This window comes from Streptomyces sp. NBC_01689, assembly GCF_036250675.1.
In the GTDB taxonomy this organism is placed as follows: Bacteria; Actinomycetota; Actinomycetes; order Streptomycetales; family Streptomycetaceae; genus Streptomyces.
This window is the reverse complement of sequence record NZ_CP109592.1, coordinates 1,136,471-1,157,143: the sequence shown is the minus strand read 5'-3', so window position 1 is coordinate 1,157,143 and position 20,673 is coordinate 1,136,471. Positions and strand designations below refer to the sequence as shown.

Annotated in this window: 18 protein-coding genes and 3 pseudogenes; 15 read left to right on the top strand and 6 right to left on the bottom strand. The window is 68.8% G+C overall.

Annotation, left to right across the window (positions count from 1 at the left end):
• Window positions 1–7 precede the first annotated feature (7 nt).
• A protein-coding gene (locus tag OG776_RS04790; RefSeq protein ID WP_329318703.1) for an IS5 family transposase occupies window positions 8–843 on the bottom strand; the annotation gives its coding sequence in 2 pieces (ribosomal slippage) (window positions 8–465 and window positions 465–843; 837 coding nt in all).
• 228 nt (window positions 844–1,071) lie between these two features.
• Between OG776_RS04790 and OG776_RS04785 the strand changes: the two genes are divergently transcribed.
• The 6 genes and pseudogenes from OG776_RS04785 to OG776_RS04760 all read left to right on the top strand — a co-directional run.
• On the top strand, window positions 1,072–2,352 hold the full coding sequence (locus OG776_RS04785) for an IS701 family transposase (protein WP_329319112.1): 1,281 nt from the start codon (window positions 1,072–1,074) through the stop codon (window positions 2,350–2,352).
• Window positions 2,353–3,127: 775 nt separating this feature from the next.
• Window positions 3,128–3,577: a MarR family winged helix-turn-helix transcriptional regulator gene (locus OG776_RS04780; protein WP_329319110.1), complete on the top strand. Its 450-nt coding sequence runs from the start codon at window positions 3,128–3,130 to the stop codon at window positions 3,575–3,577.
• A gap of 471 nt (window positions 3,578–4,048) precedes the next feature.
• Window positions 4,049–4,354: a tetratricopeptide repeat protein gene (locus OG776_RS04775; RefSeq protein WP_329319108.1), complete on the top strand. Its 306-nt coding sequence runs from the start codon at window positions 4,049–4,051 to the stop codon at window positions 4,352–4,354.
• 166 nt (window positions 4,355–4,520) lie between these two features.
• A complete protein-coding gene (locus OG776_RS04770) occupies window positions 4,521–4,769 on the top strand; it encodes an Imm32 family immunity protein (RefSeq protein ID WP_261995110.1) in 249 nt (82 codons plus the stop codon).
• Window positions 4,770–5,305: 536 nt separating this feature from the next.
• Window positions 5,306–5,554 (top strand): DUF7660 family protein, encoded by a 249-nt coding sequence (locus tag OG776_RS04765; protein WP_148014867.1) that lies wholly within the window; start codon window positions 5,306–5,308, stop codon window positions 5,552–5,554.
• Window positions 5,555–5,897: 343 nt separating this feature from the next.
• Window positions 5,898–6,707, top strand: a pseudogene (locus OG776_RS04760) (IS5 family transposase); the annotation flags it as partial.
• Window positions 6,708–7,168: 461 nt separating this feature from the next.
• On the opposite strand, the gene OG776_RS04755 reads toward OG776_RS04760, so the two are convergent.
• Together OG776_RS04755 and OG776_RS04750 are read right to left on the bottom strand one after the other, a co-directional pair.
• A complete protein-coding gene (locus OG776_RS04755; RefSeq protein WP_329319105.1) occupies window positions 7,169–8,032 on the bottom strand; it encodes a universal stress protein in 864 nt (287 codons plus the stop codon).
• Window positions 8,033–8,481: 449 nt separating this feature from the next.
• Window positions 8,482–8,673, bottom strand: a complete 192-nt coding sequence (locus OG776_RS04750) for a hypothetical protein (protein ID WP_148009783.1) — start codon at window positions 8,671–8,673, stop codon at window positions 8,482–8,484.
• A gap of 262 nt (window positions 8,674–8,935) precedes the next feature.
• Between OG776_RS04750 and OG776_RS04745 the strand changes: the two genes are divergently transcribed.
• Window positions 8,936–9,394 carry a Crp/Fnr family transcriptional regulator gene (locus tag OG776_RS04745; protein WP_148008226.1) on the top strand — a complete coding sequence of 153 codons (459 nt, stop codon included), beginning with the start codon at window positions 8,936–8,938 and terminating at the stop codon, window positions 9,392–9,394.
• 44 nt (window positions 9,395–9,438) lie between these two features.
• Window positions 9,439–10,095 carry a CBS domain-containing protein gene (locus OG776_RS04740; protein WP_329319102.1) on the top strand — a complete coding sequence of 219 codons (657 nt, stop codon included), beginning with the start codon at window positions 9,439–9,441 and terminating at the stop codon, window positions 10,093–10,095.
• 218 nt (window positions 10,096–10,313) lie between these two features.
• On the opposite strand, the gene OG776_RS04735 is transcribed toward OG776_RS04740, so the two are convergent.
• Window positions 10,314–11,000: a CBS domain-containing protein gene (locus tag OG776_RS04735; RefSeq protein ID WP_329323655.1), complete on the bottom strand. Its 687-nt coding sequence runs from the start codon at window positions 10,998–11,000 to the stop codon at window positions 10,314–10,316.
• A 165-nt stretch (window positions 11,001–11,165) separates the two neighbouring features.
• On the bottom strand, window positions 11,166–12,884 hold the full coding sequence (locus tag OG776_RS04730) for a GAF domain-containing sensor histidine kinase (RefSeq protein WP_329319100.1): 1,719 nt from the start codon (window positions 12,882–12,884) through the stop codon (window positions 11,166–11,168).
• A 249-nt stretch (window positions 12,885–13,133) separates the two neighbouring features.
• Between OG776_RS04730 and ppdK the strand changes: the two genes are divergently transcribed.
• The 3 genes and pseudogenes from ppdK to OG776_RS04715 form a co-directional block, all read left to right on the top strand.
• Window positions 13,134–15,821 (top strand): pyruvate, phosphate dikinase, encoded by a 2,688-nt coding sequence (ppdK, locus tag OG776_RS04725; RefSeq protein ID WP_329319098.1) that lies wholly within the window; start codon window positions 13,134–13,136, stop codon window positions 15,819–15,821.
• A 64-nt stretch (window positions 15,822–15,885) separates the two neighbouring features.
• A pseudogene (locus OG776_RS04720) lies at window positions 15,886–16,119 on the top strand (pyridoxamine 5'-phosphate oxidase family protein); the annotation flags it as partial.
• Window positions 16,120–16,273: 154 nt separating this feature from the next.
• Window positions 16,274–16,390 (top strand): annotated as a pseudogene (locus tag OG776_RS04715) (DNA-binding response regulator); the annotation flags it as partial.
• Window positions 16,391–16,426: 36 nt separating this feature from the next.
• Here the strand turns inward: OG776_RS04715 and OG776_RS04710 are convergent.
• Window positions 16,427–17,041 (bottom strand): CBS domain-containing protein, encoded by a 615-nt coding sequence (locus OG776_RS04710; protein ID WP_261994449.1) that lies wholly within the window; start codon window positions 17,039–17,041, stop codon window positions 16,427–16,429.
• 437 nt (window positions 17,042–17,478) lie between these two features.
• On the opposite strand from OG776_RS04710, the gene OG776_RS04705 reads away from it, so the two are divergent.
• Genes OG776_RS04705 through OG776_RS04690 form a run of 4 tightly spaced genes read left to right on the top strand, consistent with a single transcriptional unit; the run spans window position 17,479 to window position 20,672 of the window.
• Entirely contained in the window at window positions 17,479–17,916 is a 438-nt protein-coding gene (locus tag OG776_RS04705; protein ID WP_329319096.1) for a hypothetical protein, read from the top strand.
• Entirely contained in the window at window positions 17,913–18,845 is a 933-nt protein-coding gene (locus OG776_RS04700; protein WP_329319095.1) for a hypothetical protein, read from the top strand. Before OG776_RS04705 ends, OG776_RS04700 begins: the two co-directional genes overlap by 4 nt.
• The gene (locus OG776_RS04695; RefSeq protein WP_329319093.1) at window positions 18,832–20,274 is read left to right on the top strand and encodes a V-type ATPase 116kDa subunit family protein; all 1,443 of its coding nucleotides are present in this window, start codon (window positions 18,832–18,834) and stop codon (window positions 20,272–20,274) included. The genes OG776_RS04700 and OG776_RS04695 overlap by 14 nt, the downstream gene beginning before the upstream one ends.
• Window positions 20,259–20,672, top strand: a complete 414-nt coding sequence (locus tag OG776_RS04690; protein ID WP_148008234.1) for an ATP synthase subunit C — start codon at window positions 20,259–20,261, stop codon at window positions 20,670–20,672. Before OG776_RS04695 ends, OG776_RS04690 begins: the two co-directional genes overlap by 16 nt.
• Window position 20,673: the final 1 nt, after the last annotated feature.

Below are 20,673 nucleotides of genomic sequence, written 5' to 3'. Positions count from 1 at the left end.
AGAGGTCCTAACAAAGGCGTTGGACGTGGCGGTGGGTGATGAGGCAGGTGGCGAGGCCGAGGAAGGCTTCGTGGATGTCGTCTCGTCGTTCCCAGCGGACGCGTAGGCGGCGGAAGCCGTGCAGCCAGGCGATGGTCCTCTCGACGACCCAGCGGAAAACGCCCAGGCCGGAGCCGTGTTCCACACCTCGTTCGGCGATGACCGGGCGAATGCCGCGGTCCCATAGCAGGCGGCGGTACTTGTCGTGGTCGTAGCCGCGGTCGGCGAGTAGTGCGTCGGGGCGGCGTCTGGGCCGGCCGACGCGTCCGGCCACGGCCGGAACCTTGTCCACCAACGGGAGCAACTGCGTGACGTCGTTGCGGTTTCCGCCGGTCAGCGACACGGCGAGGGGGATGCCTTGGGCGTCGGTCAGGACGTGGTGCTTGCTGCCTGGTCGTGCGCGGTCGACCGGGCTGGGTCCGCTTTTGGGCCGCGTCGGGCTGCCCTGACATGGGAGGAGTCGATCACCGCCCGCGACCAGTCCAGCTTGTCCTTCGACCGCAGCTTCTTCAGCAGCACAAGATGCAGCGCGTCCCAGACTCCGGCCTCGTTCCAGGCGGCCAGACGCCGCCAGCAGGTCATGCCCGAGCCGAAGCCCAACTCCTGCGGCAGGTACTCCCATTGGATCCCGGTGTGCAGGACGAACAGGATCCCGCACAGGGCCTGCCGGTCCGGCACACGCGGTCTGCCCTCCGCCAGCTTCGGTGCCGGCACGGGCAACAACGGTTCGATGAGCGACCACAGTTCATCCGACACGATCCACGGTCGCGACTGACGCTTTCCCACGACCAGACCAACGACCATCCCAACCGAAAGTCACATGATCAACAGCTTCTGTTAGGGCCTCTTAGTGCGGCCAGATCGCCTACGAGCGTGGCGGTGTCGTAGCCGTCGCGGGGCTTGTCGGTCAGGCCGATATACGTTGGTCGACGGCGATGACCGTGTATTGCCGTGCGAGCACCGGAATGACCATGTGCTAGTAGGACTCCGTTAGGTCTTTCGGTTTGCGCTGATCAAGAGCATGTTGGGTGTGTGGACTTGCGTGAAGTGAGGCGTGTTCGGGCGACGTTGGCGTTGTTCGTGGCCGATGTGTTTGCTTCGGTGCCGCGGAAGGACCAGCGGGCCAAGGGTGACTGTTATCTGCGGGGACTGATGCTGGACGGCCGTCGCAAGTCGATCCAGGCGATGGCGGAGCGGCTGCCGGACGGCAATGAGCAGAATCTGCAGCAGTTTGTGAACCAGTCGACGTGGGATCCGGTGCCTGTGCAGCGGCGGATCAATGAACGGCTGCTGCCGCTGGTCGACCCGGTGGCGTGGGTGATCGACGATGTGTCGATGCCGAAGGACGGGCGGATGTCGGTCGGTGTGGCTCCGCAGTACTGCGGAGCTCTGGGCAAACGGGCGAACTGCCAGGTCGCCGTCCGTGTCCATGCCGCCAGTGACACTGCCTCGTGCCCCCTGCAGTGGAGGCTGTTCCTGCCCGAGGACTGGGCCGCGGACAGCCACCGCCGCACCAGGACCCAGATTCCGCCCGAGGTCACGCACCGGGAGAAATGGCGGCTGGCACTCGACATGCTCGACACTCTCGCGGACTGGGGAATGACACCGCCGGCGGTGGTGGCCGACGCCGCTTACGGCACCAACGCACACCTACGAGCCGCCCTCTCAGAACGAGGACTCACCTACGTCCTGTCCATCCGGTCGGACGTGAGCGCCCACCCGCTCGACGCGGAACCCATCGCCCCGGATCGCAAGGGAGATATCGGCTGCTGGCCCCAGCCGCGATACCGCCAGAAGGCGCCGTCAGTGGCGGCTCTTGCCACGGCTCTGGGGCAGGAGGCATTCACCCCGCTCACGTGGCGCAAGGGTACGAAAGGGGAGTTACGTTCCCGCTTCGCGGCGGTGCGCGTGCGTCCTGCCGGCAAGGCCGTCGAACGACCGATCAAAGCATCGGCCTCGGCCGGACAGGGCTGGTGGGACGGGGTCCTGCCCGACTGCTGGCTCCTGGCCGAATGGCCCGCCGGAGCCGAAGCCCCCAGCGAATACTGGCTGTCCAACCTCCCGCCCGACACCCCGATCGCCGATCTGGTCCGCCTGGCCAAGGTCCGCTGGCGCATCGAGCACGACTACCGAGAGCTCAAGCACGGCCTGGGCCTGGACCACTTCGAAGGCCGATCCTGGCCCGGCTGGCACCACCACGTCACCCTCGTGACCGCCGCCCAGGCCTTCCTCACCGAACAGCGCCTCGCCCCAAAAGCACCACAACCAGCCCCACCCTCTACCAGACCGTCGACGCTCTCCAAGACACCCTGAGGTGCTGGACCGGGATCTGCAGCAGCTGCCAACAACCCCTCCCCGCCAGAGCCCGCACGACAACAAGATCAAGAAGGACCTAACGGAGTCCTACTAGGCCGTACCAGTTCTGAGGCCAGGCGTTTATCAGGAGCAGGGGAGGCCCGTCACCGCCGATGATGGCGTGCTCACGTATTCCGCCGGCGTGCATGAGCTGGTTGGTGAATGTCTGCCGAAACCCTGCGGGGAGCCATGGGACGCCGGATACCGAGCCGAATAGCTTCGGTGTCTGCCGGGGAGTGGCCGCGGCGGGCAGCGCTGCAACTCCGGTGAGTGCGGCACCAGCGGCGACCGCGGCCGCGCCGCCGACAAACCCGCGGCGGGAGACCCGTGGTGAGGGCTGGCCCATGCGACGGCGGCGTCGCGCCAGTTCTGCCTGGTTGTGCGATTCGAATGTCGACGGGTTGATGCTGGTTCCTTTCACGGAGTTGCTCAGGTTCAGCAGCGCAGCGCTCAGGCTCAGCGCTCGGATCGGTGTTGCTGCGCGGAAGCCGCGTAGTGTTCCGACTCCGGTATAGGTGGACCACGCAGGTTGTCTTGCGCGCGTGACCTCCTGTGCACGTCTGGCGGCTCTTGGTACAGGCGTCGAGACGATGACGAAAATTAGGGATATATACTCGTATTGCGGAAGGGGTAAGAGCTGCGCGCCTGAGGCTCTCCGCCTCTGCGGTGCGCGGGGGCACCTTGCACTTAAGAGTAATTGCTCGTATAGTGCAGATGAGCTCTGGAGGAGACGATGAATGCTGTAGCGTCGAAGGCTGATGAGTGCAACAACCTCGCGCTGCGAAAGGCATCGAGATATCTCGGCGCGACCTACGACAAGGCGTTGGCGCCGCTAGGCCTGCGGGCCACGCAGTTCAGCATCCTGCAACAGCTCAGCGTGCGCGAAGAAATGACGATCAGCGGTCTCGCCGACGTGATCGCCATGGACCGTACGACGATGGCGTCCAACCTCAAGCCGCTCGCGCGTGAGGGGCTGGTCACCATCGAGACGGCGGCCGCCGATCGCCGAGCGCGGAGCGTGATGATCACGCCGGAGGGTCTGGCGCGGATGAAGGCGGCACTTCCCCATTGGGAGGGCGTGCAAGCCGAGTTCGAGGGAAAGTTCGGCGCTGAGCCGGCGGCTCAGATGCGCACTCTTCTCGAGAATGTCCTCGGCACTGGCTTCGATCCCTGGGCCGAGTGAGTGTTTGCGGCTGCCTGGGAACGCGCACTGCTGGCTGGGCGGCACCCTTGTGGAATGTGGACGCCCTGGGTGCGTAACGCCACCGGATCGTATCCATTGGCGGAGTGCCTCGTCCGTGCTGACGTCCGGGATCACGCACCGTGTTGCATGTATCCAGATAGCAGCATTGAATGACGGCCTGCGTAGGTGGCTGGGCACCCCGCGAGCGAGGAATAGACGGGGCCGTCGTTGCTGCTCGCGCTGAGACTTCCGCTCTGAGTGCCACGGAGAATGTGACGCAGATCGACTGGCTCAACCGGCTGTGGACGTGACCGGACCTGCTGAATCGTTCGGAGCTTGCAGCGGCGGTCACCCTCACGGGTGACGATCAGCATGGTGACCCACTCCACGAGGGGTCTGTAAAGCGAGCGGGTCTGGCCCGTAGTCGGCGGTGACGCCGAGTAGCCATCCGCGATCATGATCTTGTGATGGATGTCAACTGGGACGGGCCATCCCCCTGCTGGAAGCCACCCTCGCCCAATGCGAGCAGGTCCTGGGCGACACCCACCCGACACGCTGAACAGCCGCAACAACCTCGCTAGTGCTTATGAGTCGGCGGGGAATCCGGGACAGGCCATCCCCCTTTACGAAGCTACCCTCGCCCAGCGCGAGAAGGTCTTGGGTGACACCCACCCCCACACTCTGTCCAGCCGCAACAACCTCGCCCACGCCCGTCAGAAGGCCGAAGCAGTACAGCGCGGAATACAGCAACCTCAGCAACCGAAGCTGTACCTCTAAAGCCGTCCACGACTGATTGAGCAATCCGAGAACCACCAATGGCCTTCCCGCCGTTTTCGGGACGAAGAGGTCATCACTTATGTCTCGGCGTCGTGACTGGCCCGGGGTACGCGATGCTTGGGGTATGGCCCCTGAAGCTAGCGCTACTCCGTCGATGAACACTCGCGTGAGCGCGGCGACCGATGGAATCACCAGAGTTTCCACGTGGGAGGAAGGCGCGCGCATCGAGGTCCGCAACCTGGGTGGCGAGATCGTCATTGAGGCAAACGCTGCCGGGTTGAAGACTCTGGCCGGCCACCTCCTCACTCTCGCTCAGGACGGCACGCCGGACGGCACTCACCTCCACCTGGAGGAGAACAACGGGCTCGAACAAGGCTCCGTGGGAATGGTCTTGGAGAGATACGACGACGAATGACGCGTGCCAGATCGTGCGGGGAACCACGAGGAACAGCGGGCAACCGATCGACCGCCTACCGCGTGCTCCCGCCTCTCCGCCGCAGGTCAGGCCGGGAGTAAGCCCTAGATGCCCTTAGCTTCCCAAGTTGAGGACTCTGACCACCGGAGCCAAGGGGGTACGTTGCAGGGATGTCGACCGAGTCCGTACCGACCTGTCCCCAGTGCGGTGGCCCGTTGAAGGCCGGCGCGATGGCACTTTGTCACCGCGAGGAGGACGACCGCCGCACCTGCCGTCTGGTCTGGGGGTGCTCCAACCAACACGTCTGGTGGAAGTGGGCTGACCGTCCGACCGCCGAGCTGGAACTCTGCCCTTACCCGGATCTGATGGACAGCTGACATCCACGGCTGACATCAACGACGCCGAACGAGGGCGTACGCCAGCGACTCTGTCCGGCCGCCGCACCAGTCGTCGGCCGCATCCGGAGCGGGCTCGCATCGAACTTACAAGGCGGCGCTCACCGGTCCCAGGGCCGGCGTGCCAAGTAGGGTCCGCGCGTGACTACTTCTCCTGAGCACGTCGACACCAGAGAAGACCTGGCCGCCTTCGTTCGTTCGCTGCATCGCAGCCACGCCGAGGACGGAAGCGCGTGGGAGAACGCGGACCTCCCGAGCTTCCTGGAGGCCTTGGCGGCATGGATCGACGACGCGGACGGCTGGTACAGCACCACCGGCCGCGAGGTGCCGGCCAGCGGTGACTGGAGGTTCTTCGCACGAGCCCTGCAAGCGGCGACGATCTACGAGTGATCTGGGCCGCGTCGAATGCGTGTCGAAGTCGAGTGGCAGCCCGTCCTCGGCGCGCGTGATTGCCCAGGCGACGGGCCGATTCCAGGTGAACGCACCAAGCGCCTTCTAAGAGGTCGTTTTCATCTGTTTCGAATAGGTATGGGGCGAATCTTGGAGTGCGGGATGGTGGTGCGGAAGGGGCGGTGCGTGTGGTCGGGCCCTGTGTGCCCAGAGGGGTGACGGGCGGGGTGGGATGCGACTCGTTTCTGTCTCATCCCAGAACGCCCGGTTCTCGAGATTGTTTGCTTCGGGCGCCGATTCGGTGCGACTGGGCGCATTCACTTCGGGGCAGTACGCCGGAAGCATGGCCAGGCGACACCCTTACCCAAGTGATCTGTCCGATGCCCGCTGGGAGTTGGTCGAGCCGGTCCTGGCGGCGTGGCGTTTCGAGCGCCGCGGCAGGGCCCTCGACTTCGGCCGGCCGCCCGAGCACGACCTGCGCGACATCGTGGACGCGATCTTGTATGTGGACCGGACCGGCGTCCAGTGGCGCTACCTCCCGCACGACTTCCCGCACTGGAACACGGTCTACGGCTACTTTGCCCGCTGGCAGCAGGAAGGCGTGTTCGCCCAGCTCAACGGCCTGCTCAGGCAACTCTTACGACAGAAGGAAGGGCGGGAGGCCGAACCGTCGGCCTGCGTGATCGACGCGCAGAGCGTGAAAACCTCCACCAGCGTGCCCGCCTCATGCCAGGGCATCGACGCCGGGAAGAGGATCGTCGGGCGGAAGCGGAACATCGTCACCGACACCATCGGCCTCCTGCTCGCCGTGCTGGTGACCGCGGCGAGCGTGCAGGACTCCATCGCCGGCACCCAGCTCCTGGACCAGGTCGCCGCCGAACATCCCCGCGTCCGCAAAGTGTGGGTCGACGGCGGCTACCGCCAGCACCTCGTCGAGCACGCAGCCGCCCTCGGCATCGACATGGAAATCAGCCAACGCAAGCCCGGGACCAGAGGCTTCACTCCCATCCCGAAACGCTGGGCGTTTGAGCGGACCTACGGCTGGCTCATGCTCCACCGCCGCCTGGCCCGCGACTACGAAACCCACCCGCACCGCTCCGAAGCCATGATCCACATCGCCATGACCGACCTCATGGCCCGACGCCTCACCGACCATCTCCTGGCGCAACTCGACACCACTGAATCAAAGCCGCAATCCGGGATAAAACAACGGGAGAAAACGACCTCTCAGTCGTTCCATCGGCATTCACTACGCTCAGAACGGGGCGTGCTTTCCCGACCGACGGTGCAACCCCGGCGTACTCGATGAACAGAAGTCGATCAACCGGGGAGGGTACGCCCTCGCGTCCAGCCCGAGACCGATCCACAGGTCGTGAGCATTGCTCGCCATCGAGTCGTCTGTGGACGAAGCTGCCTGCCACGGAGGCTCGGCAAAGAGGCTCTTGTCGGTTCTCACGTGGGGTGATGTTCGCTATTTTGCGTGACGCCAGGGGGTGCAGCAAATTCCGGTTCCCGTCAGCTGGCCATTCACACGAGGGAGCATCTTGAGTTCCTCGGCGTGAATCGCTTCGCACGGGTTTGTAGTGAGGACAGTGACTGAGTAGTGGGCTCTACTCAGTCATGCGGAACTACTGCAACCGAGCACGATGCATGGTGAAGCACTGCGTGGGCGATGGCCCCGAGATGGTGCGGGCCGACGGCGCGTCGACGCCCCACAACGACAAGGTCTGCGCTCTGGGTGGCATCGACCAGTACCTCATCCGCATGTCCGACAGTGATGGCGGCGTCGACCCGAAGCTCCGGGAACTTCTCAGACCAGCCCTTGAGTATTCGTTCAAGCGCTGGGCGTTCGCGACTCTCCAACTGCACTCTCTCCTCGGGACTCACCGGTACGAAATGGTGCAGTGGGAAGACCGGCGGAGCTGCGGCGACAACGATGCGGAGGCTGGCCCCGGCCGCTTGCGCTGTACGGAAGGAGAAATCAACCAACTCGTCTGCCTGACTTTCCGGATCGAGGCCCAACACCACGGTGGAGGCACGCGCGGAGCCTCCCGCAGCGGTCTCCTCAGGTTTCCGAACGATGATCACAGGCCGGTCCGAGTGAGCAGCCAGGTACAGCCCCAGACTCCCTGGAAGGAAGCCTTTCGTACTAGTGAGGGGTCGTGAGCCGAGTACAAGCATCTCAGCATCAGCAGCCTCATGGAGAAGCACCCTGCGCGGATTTCCTGCCAACTGGACAGTCAAGACATCCAGATCGATGTGGATCATGTCTCGATGAGTCTTCTCCGAGATCAGCCGGGATACTTCGCCCTCAGGTGAAGAGGTTGAGACCGGTATCGCTTCTCGCGGTGGCTGTGCGCAACTCACGTGCACCAGGGACAAGGGCACCCTGCGGTACAAAGCTTGCCGCGCTGCCCAGTCCGCCGCTGCCAGGCCAGCCTGCGAACCGTCGATTGCTGCAATGATGCGCCGATTCATGTCACCTTCTCCTCTCAGCGGGAGGACCTGGGCGCCGACTGCGTCCGCACATCGAGGTGGGATCAAGTCGGACGACCGACATCGCGATGCCGACGCTCGCACCAACAGCAACAGCCTCCCTGCACCAGGCCTGCGACAACAGGGCCAACCGGACCTATCGTCGTGACAAGCGGCCAAACACTTCGGCAACGACGTCCAGCTGAATCCGTCGTAACGACCCGGCCGCGTAAGCCGTGGCGGACCAGCCGCGGCAGACAGCCGCAATGGTGGCACGCGTGATCGCGACGCCCTCGATGCCCCCCGCGTCGCAGGTCAGGCCGCGCCAGCTGCGTCGGCGAAGGTCGGCGAGGCCCTGGAAGAGGCCGCAGTCGATCAGGACCCGGGCATGGCCGCTCTCTGGATGTGGCCGGGGTTCCCCGGTCGGGTGCGCGCCGACTCCCGGACGACGGTCAGGCTGTGTGGTCCCAAAGCCGGATCAGCCGTCCCGGATCGAGGTCGCACTCCGCGAGTACGGTGCCCGGCGGGAAGGGCCTCTCCAGCGTCCGCTCGCGCAGGCGGGACAGCACCGCCCGGCCGACCCCTTCGTCGTGCCGGGACGGGTCACCGACCGCGATGACGGCGATGCGCGTGGAGACGCTCATGATCGTTCTCCCTCCACTGCGGGTGTGTCCAGCGTGCGTGGACCAGCGGGCGGGGCGCACGGGGCCGAAGACTCCCGACAAGGGGGCGGGGCGGCCCATTCGAGTGAGCGGCACCGGCTCGGGTCGGGTGTATGGGGGCCGACCCGGCGACGCACCGCGCGGTATGAGCCGAAGGGCCCACGGCCCGGTCCGGGCGGCCCGTGGCGTCGGCGGCCGAGGTCGCGCAGGCTGGGATCGACAGCCCAGGAAGGGAGCCGGTGCGATGACCTCCGCGACCACCATGAGCACGGCGCTCGAGCCCGTGCACCGCGAACGGCTGATGCGCCTCGCCCGCGAGGTCTCCTTCGAGGCCGGGACGCGCCTGTTCGAGGAGGGCCGGCACGCCGACCGCTTCTGGATCGTCCGCACCGGAACCGTCGCCCTCGATCTGCATGTGCCCGGTCGCCGCCCGGCCGTGGTCGAGTCACTCGGGCACGGCGAACTGGTCGGCTGGTCCTGGCACTTCCCGCCACATCTCTGGCACCTGGGCGCCGAGGCGATGACCCCGGTGCGGGCCTGGGAGTTCGACGCCGAGGCGGTGCGCGCGATGTGCACCGCGGATCCGGCGTTCGGGCGGGCCGTAGCGGTGTGGGTGGGACGCGTGGTCGCCCAGCGGCTGCACGCCACCCGGGTCCGGCTGCTCGACCTCTACGCGCCCTACGGCAGCGGTGACCTATCGTGACCGCGCGCACGCTCCGTCCGGCCAAACGGCCATGGGAGGACAGCATGGACAGCAGCCCCCACCGGGTGAGCGACGTGATGACTCATGCCGTCCTCGCGATCGGCCGCAAGGTTCTGTTCAAGGACATCGTCGAACGCATGGAGCAGTGGAGGGTCAGTGCCCTTCCAGTGCTGGTGGGTGACGGGCGGGTGATCGGGGTGGTCTCCGAGGCCGATCTGCTGCTCAAGGAGGAGTTCCGGGACAGCGATCCTGATTTCACTCAGCTGCGCCGGATGCCCGACCTGGCCAAGGCCGGGGCGGTGTCCGCCGAGGAGCTGATGAGCAGCCCGGCCGTCACCATTCATGGAGACGCCACACTCGCCGAAGCGGCACGGATCATGGCGCTGCGGCATGTCAAGCGGCTGCCCGTGGTGAATGCCGAGGGCGTCCTCGAAGGCGTGGTCAGTCGCGGGGATCTACTGAAGGTGTTCCTGCGTCCCGACAACGATCTGGCGGACGAGATCCGACGCGACATCGTCGATGTTCTCTTCCCGGCCCCGGTCGAGCCCGTCCACATCGTCGTCAGCGACGGCGTCGCGACCTTGACGGGACGCATCGGGGACGCCGCGCGGATTCCACTGGCCGAGCGCCTGGTTCGGGGCGTGGAAGGGGTCGTTGGCGTGGACTGCCGACTTACCGCCGCCGACTCCGACGCCGGGTGACGCCCTCGGCGAAGCCGATCGGCATGCGCCGATGCGTCCGGCCGTCCAGCTCAGTCGACCGTGGGGCTGAGCCTTCGCTGCGTCGGTACCGTGGGACTGCGCCTTGGGCCATGGTCCCGTGCCTGCTGATGCCGGGCGCGCCGCGGCCGGCGTTTCACGGTCATGGGAGAGGTCCGTGTCATCGGCGTGCCCCTCCTTCGGCTTGCGATCTGCCTCCGTCAGTCAGGTGCCGACCGTTGCGGGTCCGGCAGGTCCGGGTCGAGGTCCGGATGGCGGGGCGTGCCGCTGAGCGCACAGTGCACGTCCACCACGCCCGCGACGGATCGCGCAAGGGGGGCGGCGAGCGGAATCAGAGCGGTTTCGCGGACCCGGCCGGTGAGGGTCACGACACCGTTGCGCACCTCGATCCGGATCGCACCGGCGTGTGCACCGAAGAGCCGTGCGACGACCTCGTGCCGGACGTCCTCGGCGATTTCCGAGTCGTCCCGCAGGAAGACGCTCAGCAGGTCGGACCGGCTGACGATGCCCTGGAGAGTCCCGTCGGAGCCGACCACCGGTAGCCGCTTGACCCTTTTGCGAGCCATGACGCGCGCGGCGTGGGCGACGGTGGCGTCGAGTGTCACAGTGACAGCCGGAGCGGTCATCAGCTCGCCGGCGGTCACCGCGTCCGCCTTGCGGCCCTCCTGCCCGTACCGGCCCGTGGCGCCCTCGATGTACTCCTCCTTGGGCAGCAAATCGGCCTCGGAGACGACACCGACGACGTGTCCACGGTCGTCCAGCACGGGGAGGGCGCTGACCCTCCACTCCTGCATGGTCCGCACGATGTCTTTGAAGACCGCGCCCGTGCGCAGGGCGACGACCGTGCGGGTCATCACGTCACTCACGTCGGTGGGAGTGCCCTTCATGGCGTCCTCCAGGGAGCCGAGGTGCCGTCTCACGACGCCTTCAGGCTGCACCGGCGAGCGGTCGCGGAACATGGGCCGAGTGGGCCGTCCCTGGGCCCCTTGCCCGTGTGGTGCGCCAACACGGCCTGCCGGACTCCGCCCCCGCGCCAGGGAAGTGTCCGCTTCCTACGTGGGGGGCAGGGGCACCCGCCAGCGCAGTGTGGCACCTCCTCCGTCGGGGCCAGCCACGTCGAGGTGCCCGCCCAGTTGCTCGGCGCGCTCGGCCATGTTGCGCAGCCCGCTGCGCCGTCCGCCAGGCGGGATGCCCACACCGTTGTCAGCGACCGTGAGAGTGACCTCCCGGCCGTCGGTCGTCAGTACCACCTGTGCCCGCTCGGCGCGGGCGTGACGGGCGATGTTGGTGAGGGCCTCGGAGAGGACGACCACGAGGTGGTCGGCAATTTCCTGCGGGACATCGGTGTCGAGCAGACCCTCGATGCGAACGCTGGGTGTGAAACCCAGGAGCGGGATTTTCTCGCCGACGACGTCTACGACCCGGGCTCGCAACCCGGCGTCGACGGCGGCCGCACGGGCGCGCAGCCCGAAGATGGTCGAGCGGATGATCTTGATGGTCTCGTCCAGGTCGTCCACGGCCCGCAGCACCCGCTCGGCGGCCTCGGGATGCTCGATGAAGCGGCCCGCGCTCTGCAGCGTCATGCCCGTCGCGAAGAGCCGCTGGATGGCCAGGTCGTGCAGGTCCCGGGCGATCCGGTCGCGGTCCTGGAGAACCGCGATCTGTTCTGCGTCCTTGCGGCGCTCGGCCAGCTCCATCGCGATCGCGGCCTGCGCGGCGAAGCCCTGCAGCTTCTGGGTCTCCTCGCCATAGAAGACCGGCGCGCCGGTGTTGCGCGCCACCAGCACCACGCCGCGCACGCCCTCATCCCTGGTGCCGATGGGGACGGCCACAGCGGGGCCCAGCCCGTGGAAACGCGGCGGATCTGGGGAGATCCTCTCGTCCTGGTGCACGTCGTCGCTGGTGACGGACGCGGCAGCGGAGAAGGCAAGGCCCATCAATGTTCCGGACAGGGGTAGCACCAGCCCCCGGTGTGCCGCCGCGTCCACGCCCACGGCGATCTCCACGGTGAGGGACTCGGTGGCCGCCATAGGCATCGCCACCGCCGCCAGGGCCGACCCCATGATCTCTCGTGCCCGCTCTGCGATCAGTTTCAGGGTGGCGGCGTGTTCGCTGCCGGACATCAGACTGTGGGTGATCTCGGCGTTCGCCAGCAGCCAGCGCTCGCGCAGCCGGGACTCCTCGTACAGCCGGGCGTTGTCGATCGCCACACCGGCCGCCACGGCCAGCGTGGACAGCACCGACTCGTCCTCCTCGTCGAACTGCGCACCCCCGCGCTTCTCCGTCAGGTACAGATTGCCGAAGACCTGATCCCGGACCCGGATCGGCACACCCAGGAAGCTGTTCATCGGCGGGTGGTGGGCCGGGAGGCCGTACGAGGCCGGGTGCTGGGAGATCTTCTCCAGTCGGAGCGGCTCCGGGTGACGGATCACTTCTCCGAGGATGCCGTGGCCCTCCGGGAAGGGGCCGATCTCGGCGATCTGCTCCTCGGTCACCCCGACGGTGTGCAAGGCCGAGAGGGATTTGCCGTCGGGGCCGATGACGCCGAGGGCGGCGTATTCGGCGTCCACGAGCACGGCGGCTGCCTCCACGATGGAGTGCAGTGCCTGTTCGAGGTCCAGTTCGCGGCCGACGGAGAGCACCGCCTCCAACAAGCTGTGAACCCGGTCCCGGGTGCCGCGGGCCGCGTCGATCCGGGCCTCCAGTTCCTCCAGCAGCTCGTCCAGCTTAAGCTGGGGCAGTCGTACACCAGGCTCTTCTCCGCTTGCCACGCCGCTCCTCCAAGCCCCTCGCACACGAGTCCGGACTGTCGCGGTCACTGCCCACGCTACCCGTCCTCTGCCGATGCGAGCAGCACGGCCGTACCAGTGGCCGAGGACCGCCTCGCGGCGTCCGAACGGGCCGCGTCCCCGGCGCTCAGGGCCGGTCGGCCCACGCCATGGGACGGAGGGCACCTGCCCCGGCGCGGCACTTTCTTCCAGGCTGGAAAGCACAAGACCTCGGAGCCGAGGAGTGGCGTCATGGTCCGCTATGTGTACGACTTCCAGGACGGTGGCCGTGACCTGGCCGGCCTCCTCGGAGGCAAGGGCGCGAACCTGGCCGAGATGACCCGGCTGGGACTGCCCGTACCGCCGGGATTCATCGTCTCCACTGAGGCCTGCCGCGCGTTCCTGGCCAGCGGCGAGGAACCCGAGGGCATGTCGGCGGAGGTCTACCGACACCTTGCGGCGCTGGAGACGGGCGCCGGGCGGCAGCTCGGGCAGGGTGACGACCCGCTGCTGGTGTCCGTCCGCTCCGGGGCACGCTTCTCGATGCCCGGCATGATGGAGACGGTCCTCGACATCGGCCTCAACGACGACTCCGTGCTCGGCCTGGCCAAGGTGTCTGGCAGCGAGCGCTTCGCCTGGGACTCCTACCGCCGGCTCGTCCACATGTACGGCAGCACAGTGCTGGGAGTCGATCCGGTCCTGTTCGAGGAGGCCATGACCCTACTGAAAGACGCCCGCGAGGCCCCCGACGACCTCCATCTCGACGCGAGCGACCTCGCATGGCTCGTGGAGACGTACAAGAGCCTGATCCGGGACGAGACCGGCCGCGACTTCCCGCAGTCCCCCGCCCAGCAGCTCCAGCAGGCGATCCTCGCCGTCTTCCGGTCCTGGAACGTCGAACGCGCCGCGCTGTACCGACGGCGCGAGCGCATCCCGGACGACCTGGGAACGGCCGTCACCGTGCAGCGCATGGTGTTCGGCAACCTCGGCCCCGACTCGGGCAGCGGCGTCGCCTTCACCCGCGACCCGGCCACCGGGCGCCCCGGCCTGTACGGCGACTACCTGCCGGACGCCCAGGGCGAGGACGTCGTGTCGGGTGTACGGGACGCAGTACCGCTGGCCGAGCTGGAACGGTTGGACCGACGCTCGTACCGGCAACTGCGCGATCACGCACAGACGCTGGAACGGCACTACCGCGACCTGTGCGACATCGAGTTCACCATCGAGCGCGGAACGCTGTGGATGCTGCAGACCCGGGTGGGCAAGCGCACCGCCGAGGCCGCCTTCGCCATCGCCACCGAGCTGGTGCAGGAAGGTCTCATCAGTTCCGACGAGGGCCTGGCGCGGGTGAGCGGCGAAGGGCTGGCCCGGCTGATGTTCCCGCGCTTCGACACCACCGCCGCGGGCGAGACGCTCGCCCGCGGTGTGCCGGCCTCGCCGGGCGCTGCGGTGGGCGCGGCCGTGTTCGACTCCGCGGAGGCCGTACGACGTGCCGCGGCCGACGAGAAGGTGATCCTCGTCCGCGAGGAGACGACGCCCGACGACCTGCCCGGGATGGTGGCCGCGCAGGCGGTGCTGACCGGCCGCGGCGGCAAGACCAGCCACGCGGCCGTCATCGCCCGGGGCATGGGCAAGGTGTGCGTGTGCGGGGCGCAGGACATCACCGTCAACGCGGAGGCGCGGCGTTTCACCGCCCGTGGCGGCATGCTCGTCGAGGAGGGCACCGTCATCTCGGTCGACGGTTCCACCGGTGACGTGTACCTCGAGGCAGTCCCGTTGGTCGCGTCGGCGACCATGCGCTACTTGGAGAGCGGTGAGCAGGCCGACAGCGTGGTCTGCGCGGTGGCCCGAGCGCTGGACCACGCCGACTCGGTACGGCGGTTGGACGTGCGCGCCAACGCCGACACTCCTGAAGACGCTGCCCGGGCCCGGAGGTTCGGAGCCAGGGGCATCGGACTGTGCCGCACCGAGCACATGTTCCTCGGCGAGCGGCGCAAGCTGGTCGAGGAGATGATCCTCGCCCGTACGGATGCCGACCGCGCCCGCGCGCTGGAGGCTCTGCTGCCGCTCCAGCGGCGGGACTTCACGGGCATCCTGGAGGCGATGGACGGCCTCCCGGTCACCATCCGGCTGCTGGACCCGCCGCTGCACGAGTTTCTGCCCGACCGCACCGACCTGGCCGTCCGCATCGCCACCGCCATGGCCACGGAGCAGCAACCGGACGCGCACCATGTGGAGTTGCTGGCAGCGGTGAACCGGATGCACGAGGAGAATCCGATGCTCGGCCTGCGTGGCGTGCGGCTCGGCCTGGTGGTTCCGGGCCTGGTCGCGATGCAGGTCCGGGCGATCGCCGAAGCGGTCGTAGAGCGCACACGAGCGGGTGGATCTCCGCATGCGGAGATCATGGTGCCGCTCGTCGGCGCCGTCGAGGAACTGCGGCTCGCCCGCGAGGAGGTGGCCCGCGTTCTGACCGAGGTCGGCGAGCAGACCGGCACCCCTGTCCACTGCCCTGTCGGCACGATGATCGAACTGCCCCGGGCGGCGCTCACGGCCGGCCGGATCGCCGAGGAGGCGGCGTTCTTCTCCTTCGGCACCAACGACCTCACCCAGACCACCTGGGGCTTCTCCCGGGACGACGTGGAGGCCGCGTTCTTCTCGGCCTACCTGGACAAGGGCGTCTTCGCCGCATCTCCCTTCGAGACGCTCGACCGGGAGGGCGTGGGCCGACTGGTCCGGATCGCCGTCGAGGAGGGTCGTGCGGCCCGCCCGGACCTCGAGACCGGCGTCTGCGGTGAGCACGGCGGTGACCCGGAGTCGATCCACTTCTTCCATGAGGTGGGCCTGGACTACGTCTCCTGCTCGCCGTTCCGGGTCCCGGTGGCCCGTCTCGAGGCGGGCAGGGCAGCGCTGGCGGGCATGGACACGAGTGACAGCAGGTGAGGGCGACGCACGGTCGCTTCACCGGTGCGGGCCCGACTGGCAGCGGAAGGAGGCACGTCAGCGGATCAACCTCGACCGTGCCGAGGCGCTGCGGTTGCTGGGCAGCGTGTCCCTGGGCAGGATCGTCTTCACCCGGCGAGCCCCGCCCACCGTACGCCCGGGCAACCACGTCCTGGACAACGGGGACATCGTCATCCGTACCCACGAGGGCGCCGCGCTGACGTCTCACGCGCAGCCAGCCGACAGCACGGGCGTCGTCGTCGCGTATGAGGCCGATGCCATCGACCCGGACACCCACCGCGACGGGCGGAGCGGCGAACACAACCGGCTGACGGCTGACGTGCAGGTGTATACGCGGCGGCGGAGGAGGTAGGAGTGTCGAGCCACTCCTACCTCCTCCGCCATGCTGAAACAGCAGACGCTCACACGGTGATCCGGCGTCCCGTGACCACAAGAACCACATCTCACGGCCGCTGGCCAAACTGGGCGTGCAGCGCCGTGTCCAGGCTGCGGTCCTCGCCTCCCACTTGGATCAGCACGAATCCGGCCCGCAGCACTTCCAGTACTAAGTCAAGGATCGTTCCTCCTGCTGAGGGCGGCCGGAATCAGGCGGCTGTGAGCAGGTTCTTCACCTCGACGACATCGGTGAGCTCCTCCACCTCCGCCACGAGCCGGGCCAGTGTCGTCGAGGGCAGTCGCCCGGTCAGCTCCACGATGCCGTCGTGCACGGCCACCTCCACGTTCTCTCGGTCATCCGGTGGGCAGCACGCCGCGATCGTTGCGTCCACCTCCGTCCGGATACCGGCGTCGTCCCTGATGAGCGATTGCAGCAGCGTTTCGCGGCGCACGACGCCCACCAGGCGACCTTCGCGGTCGGCGACAGGCATCCGCTTCAGCCGGGACAGCGCGGCGAGCCAGGCCGCCTCGGCAACAGTCGCGTCCGGCAGCACCGTGATCGCGGGACTTGTCATCAGGTCGGCGGCCAGGTCACCACGGGCCTTGCCATGGATCCGGCGCTCACGCAGCCTGCCGATGGGGCCGGGCCGGTGACCGGATGCCTCGAAGGCGACCTTGGCCAGCAGGTCGGACTCCGAGACGACGCCGACCACATGGTCCTCGGCGTCCACGACGGGGAGCGCCCCCGCGTGCTCGCGCGTCAGCGAGCGGGCGATGTCGCGGTACGGCATGTCTTCGCGCAGGGAGGCTGCTGGCACGTCCATGACGTCCCGCACCAGGGGGAGTCCCGGTTCGGGCGGGGACGTGGACTGTGGCATGAGCGGGGCGGACGGAGTCGCTGGGCGTGCCGTAGCGCTCGGCAGAGTCGTCGGAGCCTGCGCTTCCGTACCCGCGTGCTTGGCGGCGGCGCTGGCCGCGGCACCCAGGTAGCGGAGCAGCGTGTCCTGCCGTGCTGTTTCGCCGGGGCTCCAGGGGCGAGAGGGCACATCCCGCCGGACTTCGGCCCCTGCGGAGAAGTTCTCGTGCTCGTTCACGGCCGCCTCCTGATTCCGTCGAGTTGCCTGTCGTCCCAGTCTTTCGCCCTCACTGCCCGTGCCTAGAGCCGAACGGCCCTGGTGGAAGGGCGTGACGGCACTATCCGGTGCGGGCCGGGGCGGCAACGGTGAGACTGAAGGGGCAGCCGATCGTCAGGAGGCCGGCGATGAGCTTGCGGGACTTCCTGGAGCGGTTCCGTCCGGCGGGCACGCCGGGAGCAGCCGCCACCGGCGTGCCCGCCGACCGTACGGCGGAACGCGCCGCGGAGCTGGAGCCCGCCCTCACCCGGCTGGCAGACGTTCAGCAGGAGGCGGCACGGATCCGGGCAGCCGCTGAGCAGGAGGCCGAGGCCTTGCGGCAGAACGCCGCGCGAGAGGCGGCACGCATGGTGGATGCCGCGCGCGAGCACGCCCCCGAGGTTCGCCGGCAGGCCGTGGAACCCCTCCTGCGGGAGGCGCGGCAAGAGGCGGACGCCCTCCGCGCCGCCGGAGACCGCACTGCTTCGGCGATCCGCGAGCGGGCCTTTCAACGTATGCCCCACCTGGTGGATCTCTCTGTGGCGGACGCCCTGCGCCTGACGGGCGGGAAGCGGGATGAGCCATGAGTGCCGGGTGGGTCGCCGGCGCGGTGCGGGCGAAGGCCCTTGTCGGCAGGTGCCCGGGAACCGTCGGGGCGCGGGAGGTCGCGGGTGGGCCGACGCTCGACGACGCCCTGCAACGCCTGGCGCCCACGCCCTACGCGAGATACACGCGGTCGGCGGGGGACCTGCGCCAGGCCCAGCGGGCGGTGTCCGCCACCCTGCTGTGGCATCTGCGGGTACTGGCCGGCTGGCTGCCCCGTGGCGGTGCCCGCCTGCTGGTTCCGCTCGCCGCCGGGTTCGAGATCGCCAACGTGGCCTCTCGGCTCACCGCATCTGATGGTCGCCGCGCGGAGGCGGCGCCGGAGCCTTATCGGCTCGGGGCGCTGGAGACCGCCTGGCGAAGCTTGGAACGCGCCGCGACACCCGCTGAGACACGGGCGGCGCTCACGGCGTCGCCTTGGGGCGACCCGGGCGGCGACACGCCGTGGGTCCTGGTCACCGGCATGCGGATGGCCGCCGCGCGCCGCACCGCCATCGCCGTACTGCCCGCGTGCCGCTGGGCACAGGGACGCGCTGTCCTGCTGGCGACTCGTGAACTGTTCGTACATCACCGCTCTCTTCCGGAGCCCGTACTGCGCGATGCGGCACGGCTGCTCGGGAGGCGGGCGACAGCCGCCGCCACGTACCAGGAGTTCCGCGAGCGTCTGCCCTCGTCCGCGGGTTGGGCGCTGGAGGGCATCGACGAACCGGGTGAGCTATGGCGGGCGGAGGCCCGCTGGTGGCGGACGGTGGAAGCGGACGGTGCGGCGCTGCTGCGTGTGGGCCGGTACGGGCCCCCAGTAGTCGTTGGTGCGGTGGCGCTGCTGTCCGTGGACGCCTGGCGGGTGCGGGCGGCCCTGGAGTCGGCGGCTCTCGGGGGACGGCTCAGGGAAGTGTTCGATGCCCTGGTCTGAAGCGGTGACGCCGGTCCGGATGCGCCGTGTGGCGGTGGTCGTCCCGCAGGCGGCCCTGCGGGACGCTCTGGTACGGATAGCCGAGCAGGGCTGCGTAGAGCTGGACCGCGCCGAGGAAGTGGCTCCCGGGGCAGCGGCCGTGCGACTGCAGCGGCTGCGGGGACGGGGCGCGAAAGCCGGGACCGAAAGCGCCGCGACAGCAGTCCTGGCCACCGCCGCGCCCGACCTCGACCTGCTCGAACGCGGTGGAAACGCCGCGCTGTTGGCGGGCGAGGCCCAGCTGGAGGAGCGCGCGGAGGGTGCGGTACGACAGGGAGAGGTGGCCGCGCTGGCCGGGTGGTGCCCGGCCGGCGAGGTATCCCGCGTCGCGGGACGCCTGGCCGCTGCGGGAGGCGCGCTGCTGCCGCTGCCGTCCCCGCGCGGAACCGATCCGCCGACGCTGCTGCGGCCGGGCCGGGCCGCCTCCTTCACGCCGCTGGTGACGACGTACGGGACACCCGCCTACGCAGACGTCGATCCCTCGTGGCCGGCGGGCCTTGCCTACGTCGCGATGTTCGGGATCATGTTCGGCGACGTCGGGCACGGGGCGCTGCTGGTACTCGGCGCGGTCGCGTTGCGCCTCGGGTGGCCGCGCCGGTTTGCCGGGCTGGGCCGGTTGTGGCCGTTCCTCGCGGGTGCGGGCGTCGCCTCCATGGCGGCGGGTGCCGCCTACGGCGAGTTCTTCGGGCCGACGGGCCTGCTGCCGGTGCTGTGGCTGAGCCCGCTGGAGAGTCCTGCCCGTCTGCTGGCCGCCGCCGTGGTGTTCGGTGCCGGTCTGCTGGCCCTCGCACACGCTGCCGGAGCGGTGAACCGGGTGCGTGAGGGCGGCTGGAGCTCGGGGCTGTACGCGGCAACGGGCTGTGCCGGGCTGTTGTTCTATTTGGGCCTCTCTCTGGCCGCGGCGGGCCCGGTGCTGCACCGGCAGGCTCCGGCCGTCACCGGAGCCGCTCTCGCCGTCACTGGGCTGGCGCTGGTGGGGTTCGGCCTGTTCCGGACCAGTGCGGGCGGCGGCGCGGGACTCGCCGAGACGGTGGTGCGGCTGTTCGACGTCGTCGTGCGGACCGGCACCAACACCCTGTCGTTCGCCCGGCTGGCCGCCTTCGGCCTGACCCATGCCGCTCTCGCGGATCTTGTGTGGCGCGGTACCACCGGCCTGGCCGGGCGTGGCGCCGCTGGGGTCGCGGGCGCCGCCCTGCTGTTCGTCGTGGGCACGGCCGTCTCCTTCGGCCTGGAAGCCCTGGTGGCCGGTGTGCAGGCGCTGCGGCTGGAGTTCTACGAACTCTTCTCCCGGCTCTTCGAGACGGAGGGCCGACCGTTCCGTCCCTGGCACGTTCCCCCGGCGGAGCCTGCCGATCCCGCTACGAAGGTGATCCCATGCTCACCTGGCTGATCGTCCTACCGGTCCTGGTCGCGATGCTCGGCGCCGTCCGGCTGCTGCGGCGGCGCCGCACCAGGCATGCCTTCCGCTGGCTCCTGGCCACGAACGTCGCCCTGCTGGGCGGCGCTGTCGTCGTCCTCGCCACGGCGTTGGCAGGTCCGGCGCAGGCCTCGGCGCAGGCCGCCGCGTCCGGTGGGGTCAACGGATCCGCCTTGATCGGGGCGGCCATCGCAGTGGCGGGCGCGTCGATAGGGGCCGCGATCGCCGTCGCCTACACGGGTGCCGCGGCGCTGGCCGCGCTGAGTGAACGGCCGGAGATGTTCGGCCGGGCCATGGTGATCGTCGGTCTGGCGGAGGGCATCGCGGTGTACGGGCTGGTGGTCGCGATCCTGCTGATCGGAAAGGCCTGAC

Coding starts and splice junctions, on each gene's coding strand:
- OG776_RS04695 (WP_329319093.1), top strand. CDS start 18,832: ATGCCCTGGTCTGAAGCGGTGACGCCGGTCCGGATGCGCCGTGTGGCG.
- OG776_RS04700 (WP_329319095.1), top strand. CDS start 17,913: ATGAGTGCCGGGTGGGTCGCCGGCGCGGTGCGGGCGAAGGCCCTTGTC.
- OG776_RS04780 (WP_329319110.1), top strand. CDS start 3,128: ATGAATGCTGTAGCGTCGAAGGCTGATGAGTGCAACAACCTCGCGCTG.
- OG776_RS04710 (WP_261994449.1), bottom strand. CDS start 17,041: ATGGACGTGCCAGCAGCCTCCCTGCGCGAAGACATGCCGTACCGCGAC.
- OG776_RS04750 (WP_148009783.1), bottom strand. CDS start 8,673: ATGAGCGTCTCCACGCGCATCGCCGTCATCGCGGTCGGTGACCCGTCC.
- OG776_RS04755 (WP_329319105.1), bottom strand. CDS start 8,032: ATGAATCGGCGCATCATTGCAGCAATCGACGGTTCGCAGGCTGGCCTG.
- OG776_RS04775 (WP_329319108.1), top strand. CDS start 4,049: ATGTCAACTGGGACGGGCCATCCCCCTGCTGGAAGCCACCCTCGCCCA.
- ppdK (WP_329319098.1), top strand. CDS start 13,134: ATGGTCCGCTATGTGTACGACTTCCAGGACGGTGGCCGTGACCTGGCC.
- OG776_RS04745 (WP_148008226.1), top strand. CDS start 8,936: ATGACCTCCGCGACCACCATGAGCACGGCGCTCGAGCCCGTGCACCGC.
- OG776_RS04690 (WP_148008234.1), top strand. CDS start 20,259: ATGCTCACCTGGCTGATCGTCCTACCGGTCCTGGTCGCGATGCTCGGC.
- OG776_RS04735 (WP_329323655.1), bottom strand. CDS start 11,000: ATGAAGGGCACTCCCACCGACGTGAGTGACGTGATGACCCGCACGGTC.
- OG776_RS04740 (WP_329319102.1), top strand. CDS start 9,439: ATGGACAGCAGCCCCCACCGGGTGAGCGACGTGATGACTCATGCCGTC.
- OG776_RS04705 (WP_329319096.1), top strand. CDS start 17,479: ATGAGCTTGCGGGACTTCCTGGAGCGGTTCCGTCCGGCGGGCACGCCG.